This window comes from Akkermansia sp. 54_46, assembly GCF_001917295.1.
Taxonomy (GTDB): domain Bacteria; phylum Verrucomicrobiota; class Verrucomicrobiia; order Verrucomicrobiales; family Akkermansiaceae; genus Akkermansia; species Akkermansia muciniphila.
Genome location: NZ_MNUD01000019.1, coordinates 1 through 2,014 on the forward strand (window position 1 = coordinate 1; position 2,014 = coordinate 2,014).

The following is a 2,014-nucleotide window of genomic DNA, read 5'->3' on the forward strand; positions in this document are numbered from 1 at the left end:
GGCGGAAATCCGGGTCAACGCGGCGCAGGACCTGGGAGACCGGAGAGGGGAAACGAACGTCTCTCTGCTGGGCAACCCCGGCTTCGCGCAAAGCGTGAGGGGGGGCGAAAGTGGGAACGACGGCGCTGTAGCTGGGAGCCGGACTGAGCGTGCCGGTGGGAACGAAGGGAACTATCTTCGTGAACGGGAACGCGGACATCCGGGACGGGGCTGCTCAGTAAACGGGACATATCAGCTACTGCTACGATTTCTGGTCTTTGCTCCGAACTTGTTGCGGGCAAACAATACACCCTCTTTTTCTATGTATGAAAGGTGAAATTCACGAAAGGTGTTATTTTGCTGCATCGTTTGTTCAGGAATGGGGAAGGGATGAAAAATAATTTTTGCGTCCATTTTTATTTTCATGTGAAATGTTGCATTGCGGATTAGCAATCCGCAGAAGCATTATCCAGAAAATAGACCAGAATCAGATATTTTTGATGTTTATAATGAAAGAGATATGGAATGTTTTTTTTGAAAAAATTCTGAATTGGATATTAAGAAGAAGATGATTTCCGGGTATGCAACATGCATTGGATCAATGTTAAATATTGACGGCGGATTGCTAATTCGGTAATAGCTATATATTGCAAACAGCCAATCAGGACGGCTGGATAGCTTTATTATTTACCCATATTTGCAAGTTATGAAGTTACGTCTACCGCTCAAGTTGTTGTCCGCCTTATTGTCGTTTTATGCCATATCCGGTTTTCATGTGTTCGCTGCTACGGAGTGGGACGGCAGCAGATATTCCGGTAATATCTATACGTGGGTAGGGAGTTCGTCCAATGATTTTCATAACGGCGGCATTGTCCTGACCAATCCGGATGGAACATACGGTCCTGTCAATACGAATTGGGGTTCCGTTTCAGAGGAGGGAAGTATTTGGAACCTTTTTGCCAATGAAACGGGACTGTCGGAATATAACACATTGCGCTTTGTCGCATCAGGCACGGAAGTGGGCGATGTCACCGTATCGGCGACCAATAAAAATCCATCCTGCTCCTTTACGCCATTTACCATGGGGGGATTGATTGTGGAGGAAGGGGCATCAGGGTTCTCCCTTGTCCCGAACAATAATGCCCGGAGGACTCTTATACTGGGGAGAGCGGGTACGGAAGAGCCGGTATTATTTACGGTTCGTGAAGATTTTTCCCTGGGTTCTTCCTCCAATGCATGGGGCCCGGTTAATGTGAATGCAGACTGGAATGTCCTTGTGGCAAATGGCAAGACGCTGAATGTTTACGGGGCACTGAATTCTTCCGGACGGACCATTACGGTGGGCGGGGAAGGATTCAGCGGTACGTTGGTTTTAAACAATGCGGCCAATGCATCCATGACTGCTGAATGGGTCATCACCTCCGGCTCTACTGTAAGGTGCATGAATAATTCCGCTTTGGGAAGCGGCCTTGTTACGCTGGATGGGGGGACGCTTGATTTTAACTCGCAAACGATCGGATCAACCATTACGTTGAACATGAGCGGGACCGGGACATTGCAGAATGTGACAGTTGATGGAGCAATTTTATCTTATACGTCTTCATCGGGAAATGATGGGATTACTGCTTCAAATACCACGTGGACGTCCGGGAAAATAGATATTGGGCGTTTGTTGCAGGGATTTAGTGCCGAAGGTTCCAATACCGTTGATTTGGGAGCGGAGCTTGGCGAGGGCTTTAGCGTACTGGGCTTAGATACAGGGCAATACAGAATAGAAGGCAGCGTGCTGACGATAGAAGACGGGGCGATATCCCGTGTGACGTGGGTATCTGCGGGAGCGGGAGGGGAATTGGAAGAAACGGTCAAGAATGCCTTTACGCTGGCTCTTGGGGAGGGAAGTGCGGCCAACGTCAGCCTGGGCTACCTGAACGGTACCCTGACGACGAGCGGGGACAAAGTCTATCAAATCACCAACACCGGCGGAACCAAAATCAACCTGAACGGGGTATACAACAGAGGGGAGACGCTGCCGTCC

At 49.2% G+C, this 2,014-nt stretch carries 1 protein-coding gene and 1 pseudogene; one reads left to right on the top strand and one right to left on the bottom strand.

Features of this window, described 5'->3' with window-relative positions:
- Positions 1–199 (bottom strand): hypothetical protein (locus BHW66_RS02895; RefSeq protein WP_286688897.1); only part of this gene is annotated, 199 nt, incomplete at its 3' end.
- Positions 200–685: 486 nt separating this feature from the next.
- On the opposite strand from BHW66_RS02895, the pseudogene BHW66_RS02900 reads away from it, so the two are divergent.
- A pseudogene (locus BHW66_RS02900) lies at positions 686–2,014 on the top strand (autotransporter domain-containing protein); the annotation flags it as partial.